At 59.6% G+C, this 4,887-nt stretch carries 3 protein-coding genes; all 3 read right to left on the reverse strand.

Annotated features, from left to right (window positions below; all coding sequences use genetic code 11):
* Nucleotides 1-91 precede the first annotated feature (91 nt).
* Nucleotides 92-1,594 (reverse strand): glycine betaine/L-proline transporter ProP, encoded by a 1,503-nt coding sequence (proP, locus tag ADK28_RS06300; RefSeq protein WP_004927916.1) that lies wholly within the window; start codon nt 1,592-1,594, stop codon nt 92-94.
* A gap of 414 nt (nt 1,595-2,008) precedes the next feature.
* Nucleotides 2,009-3,376: a TolC family protein gene (locus tag ADK28_RS06305; RefSeq protein WP_048795194.1), complete on the reverse strand. Its 1,368-nt coding sequence runs from the start codon at nt 3,374-3,376 to the stop codon at nt 2,009-2,011.
* A 3-nt stretch (nt 3,377-3,379) separates the two neighbouring features.
* Nucleotides 3,380-4,887 (reverse strand): ABC transporter permease (locus ADK28_RS06310; protein ID WP_048795195.1); only part of this gene is annotated, 1,508 nt, incomplete at its 5' end.

Here is a 4,887-nt window from a genome sequence, read left to right on the forward strand (position 1 = left end):
TGATTGTCATAAAAATGCGCTGCGCATTATTTCTTTTGAAATCAAAGTAAAAAAGCCACCCAAACGGGTGGCTTTTGTCTTTCAGCGGCGATCAGTCCAGCTTGGGGTGCTGGTCTATCAGGATCTGCTTTTTCTTTTCCAGCTCGGCGATCTGCGCGTTGATGTCCTCGACTTTCTGTTCGATATTGTCGTAGGTCTCCTGCAGCAGTTCTTTCGCTTCGGTACGGTCAGAAGCGGCCGGCGTCGCGCCGCGCAGCGGCTTGTTGGCGGTCTCTTTCATGTACAGACCGGTGATAAGACCGATCACCGCCACAACCATCAGGTAGTAGGCCGGCATATACAGGTTGCCGGTCGCTTCGACCAGCCAGGCAGCGGCGGTCGGTGTCGCACCGGCGATCAGTACCGAAATGTTGAACGAAATCGCCAGCGCGCTGTAGCGAATGTGCGTCGGGAACATTGCCGGCAGAATCGAGGCCATCACCCCGGTGAAGGAGTTGAGCAGCACCGCCAGCACCAGCAGACCGACGAAGATCAGGCCGATGACGTTGCTGTTGATCAAAATGAAGCACGGGATCGCCAGCGCCAACAGGCCGATGCTGCCGCCGATGATGAACGGCTTACGGCCGATACGGTCGCTGGTCAGGCCGATCACCGGCTGCACGAACAGCATGCCGATCATGATGGCGATGATGATCAGAACGCCGTGATCCTCCGAGTAGTGCAGGTTATGCGACAGGTAACTCGGCATGTAGGTCAACAGCATGTAATAGGTCACGTTGGTGGAAATCACGATACCGACGCACACCAGCAAACTTTTCCAGTGTTTGGCCGCGATCTCTTTGAACGAGGTTTTCGGCGGATTTTCGATGGCGTTGCGATCCTCTTTCTCCATCTTATCCACGTGCTGCTGGAACGCCGGGGTTTCTTCCAGCGCATGGCGCAAATAGAGACCGATCAGGCCCAGCGGCGCGGCGATGAAGAACGGAATGCGCCAGCCCCAGTCGAGGAAGTTAGCTTCGCCGACGATGCTGGAGATCAGCACCACAACGCCTGCACCCATCACAAAGCCGGCAATGGAGCCGAAATCCAGCCAGCTCCCCATAAAGCCGCGTTTGCGGTCCGGCGAGTATTCGGCGACGAAGATCGCCGCGCCGGAATATTCACCGCCGACGGAGAAGCCCTGCGCCAGTTTGGCCAGCAGCAGCAGGATCGGGGCCCAGATGCCGATCGACGCATAGGACGGGATCAGGCCGATACAGAAGGTGCTGACCGCCATGATGATAATGGTGACCGAGAGGACTTTTTGCCGGCCGAACTTGTCGCCCATGGCGCCGAAGAACAGGCCGCCGAGCGGACGCACCAGGAAGGGCACGGAGAAGGTCGCCAGCGCGGCGATCATTTGTACGCCGGGCGAGGCGCCGGGGAAGAAGACCTGGCCAAGTGCGTAGGCGACAAAGCCGTATACGCCGAAGTCGAACCACTCCATCGCATTGCCCAGGGCCGCTGCGGTGATCGCCTTCTTGAGTTTGCTGTCATCGATGATGGTGATGTCGTTAATGTGCATCGGTTTATGTCGTTTTTTTCTTAACTTCATATAATCATCCCTTAATGAATTATTCGTTGTTCGTGAAAGCGTAATCTCCGTTCACTGTTGTTTTCGAGTTATCAAATAGGCTAATCGAATCGCGGTTCAAGACGATTCATTATCCACATTTAAGTTGGGATGTGGATCACAAAATACCGTCATTTATGCCAAGGTTATGTCATTTAGGTGACTAATTATTTTGCATCTATAGCTTAACGTTATATCTTGCGGCGATCAAATCCAGCAGTTTAACTTAAGTATTTGCACCGATTTGGTGCGAGAATGGTCTAATAAATGTGCGATTTGACGATTTTTCGTCTAATTGGTGATGTTTCAAGTATAGAGAGTGCGGGAGATAAAACCGGAAAAATTGATGTGTTCGCCGCTAAAAAAACGCCTGACCCACTGGCCAGGCAGTTTGGATTAGGGCGCCGACGAACCGCCGAACTCCAGATAGATTTTCGCCAGGTTCTGGTACTGCGCGAAGCGGTTTTCGTCCACCGCCAGTTCCGCCTGACGGCGTTGCTCCTGCGCGTTTAACCAGTCGGTTATGGTGACGGCGCCCTGCCGGTAACGCACTTCGTTCAGCCGTTCCGATTTGCGCGCCAGCGCCAGCGAGGCCTGCAGCTGTGTCTCTTGCGCCAGCAGTTGCGCGCGCAGCGACAGGGCGTTGTTCACATCGCCCATCGCCTTGTACAGCGCCTGCCTGAACTCCAGCACCAGCTGTTCATAGTCATTGCGGGCGATCTTGATCTCCACGCCCATTTGTCGCCATTGCAGGAACGGCATCGTCAGGCCGGCGCCGAGGCTGCCCGTCGGGTTGCGCAGGAATTCCAGCAGCGCGCTGCTGCTGGCGCCCAGTGAACCGGTCAGGCTGAACGCGGGATAGTATTGCAGACGTTTCTCGTCGACGTTGGCCAGGGCGGCGCGCAACCGCAGTTCTTGAGCGTTGAGATCCGGACGACGGCTCAAGACGCTGGCGGGAATGCCGGTGTTGATCTGCGGCATCGCCGTCGTCGGCAGACGCGCGGGCGCGATAGTGGCCTGGCCTGATGGCGCGCCCCGCAGCACCGCCTGTTCATTCAGCGCCTGTTGACGATCGTGTTGCAGCGTCAACAGCCGGCTTTCCTGCGTCAACAGGTTTTGTTCCGCGTTCACCACGTCCAGCGCCGAGATGCTGCCGGCCTGATAACGGGCGTTGGCCAGCCGCAGCGTCGTTTTGGCATACGCGATGCTCGCCTGGCTGACGCCGATCTGCTGATTGAGAAAACCGATGCGCCAGTAGTTGGTGGCGGCGTCGGCCAGCAGCGTCAGCCGCGCCGTTCGCAGATCTTGCTCGGAAGCCTGGCTGGCCCACTCGGCGGCGTCGCGCTGGCGAGCCAGTTTGCCCCACAGATCGACTTCATAGCTCGTAGAGAGAGTCGCGCCGCTGGTTTTATTCCAGGCGGAGGACTCGGACAACGGGCGATTGATGCCGCTGCTTAACGAGGCGCTGAGGTCAGGCGCGGTGCTGATGCCGACGCGTTCCGCCTCGAGCCGCGCGCGGTAGACGCGCAGCACGGCGACGGCCAGATCGTTGTTGCTCGCCATCACCTGTTGCAGCCAGCGATCGAGCTCAGGATCGTGGAAATCACGCCAGTCGAACGGCGTCGGCGCGGCGTTTTCGGCAGCGTATTGCCACCCCGCAGGATAGTTGACCTGCGGCGCCCGGTAGTCGCTTTTCAGGGCGTTGCCGCAGCCGGCGGTGAGCAGGGCGGCGAGGCTTAACGCCAGGGGAGAGAGAATTTTCATGGGTTACTCGCTGGCCAATGAAACGACCGGATCCATCCTTGCCGCTTTACGGGCGGGGAGATAACCGAAGATCATGCCGATTAAGGTTGAACAGAAAAACGCCGTCGCGGCGGCTTGCCAGGAATAGATGGCGGTGAACATGCCGCCCGCCAGCGAGGTGAATAGCGAACCGGCGGCGAACGACAGCGCGATGCCCAAAATGCCGCCGATCAGACAGACCAGCACCGCCTCGATCATGAACTGTTGCATGATATCGCCGCGCCGCGCGCCGACCGCCATGCGCACGCCGATCTCGTGGGTGCGCTCGGTTACCGAGACCAGCATGATGTTCATCACGCCCAGGCTGCCGATCACCAGCGAGATCGAGGCCACCATCAGGATCAGCAGGCTGAGCGTCATCGAGGTGCGCTCGATCGATTTACGGAACTGGTCGCGGTTGAACGTCATGAAATCCTTGACGCCATGGCGTTGGGTCAGCAACTGCGTGATGGCGCTGACGGCGGCTTCGCTGGCGACGTCGTCCTTCAGGCGCACGGTGATGCCGCTGAGCGTGGTCTTGCCGACCATACGGTACATCACCGTGCTGTAGGGCATCCAGACGCTGATGCGGTTAGGCGCATAGTTGCGTTCGCTTTTGGCGACGCCGACCACCCGCGCCGGCACCGAGCCGAGAAATACGATCTGGCCGAGCGGCTCGACGCCAAAATCGCCGAACAGCGCCTGGCGCGCGTTATCGTCGATGATCACTTCCTGCAGCGCGTTGCGATCGTCGCGGAAGGTGGCGCCTTGCACCAGCGTGATGCCGTTGACGCGGAAATAGTCGCGCCCGACGCCGGTGATCGAGGCGGTGGCGGATTTGCTGCGAAAACGGATGCTGTCGGACGCGCTGACTTCAGGGCTGACGCTGTCGACGAAGCTTTGTTGCGCCAGCGCGTCGGCGTCGGCCGGCACCAGGGTGCGGATGCTGTCGATGGCGTCGTCGAAGAAGTCGCGCCCCGGATAGATGCTCACCACGTTGGTGCCGAGCCCCTTGATATTCTCCAGCGTACGCTGCTTGGCGCCTTCGCCCAGCGCCACCACCGTCACCACGGCGGCGATGCCGAAGATAATGCCGGTCATGGTCAGCGCGGTGCGCAGGCGATGGGCGTTCATCGCTTTCAGCGCCATATGTAGCGATTCGCGGGTGCGGTCAATCAGGCTTTGCCAGCCGCTTTGCCGACTGCGGTTCGGCGGCGGCAGCGATGGGCCGGACGCCGACTTGCGGCCGCTGTCAGCGATGATCACGCCGTCTCGCAGCTCGATGACGCGGTGTGCATGCTGCGCCACGTTCATATCGTGGGTCACGATCACCACGGTGTGGCCGCGCTGATTCAATTCGCTCAGGATCGCCAGCACTTCCTGGCCGGATTGGGTGTCCAGTGCGCCGGTCGGTTCGTCCGCCAGGATAATTTCGCCGCCGTTGATCAGCGAGCGGGCGATGCTGACGCGCTGCTGCTGGCCGCCGGAAAGCT

It is taken from the genome of Serratia sp. 506_PEND (assembly GCF_001076875.1).
GTDB lineage: Bacteria > Pseudomonadota > Gammaproteobacteria > Enterobacterales > Enterobacteriaceae > Serratia > Serratia marcescens.

What these genes read in the sequence shown, in the direction of transcription:
- proP (WP_004927916.1), bottom strand. Translation starts at nt 1,594, where the DNA reads ATGAAGTTAAGAAAAAAACGACATAAACCGATGCACATTAACGACATC.
- ADK28_RS06305 (WP_048795194.1), bottom strand. Translation starts at nt 3,376, where the DNA reads ATGAAAATTCTCTCTCCCCTGGCGTTAAGCCTCGCCGCCCTGCTCACC.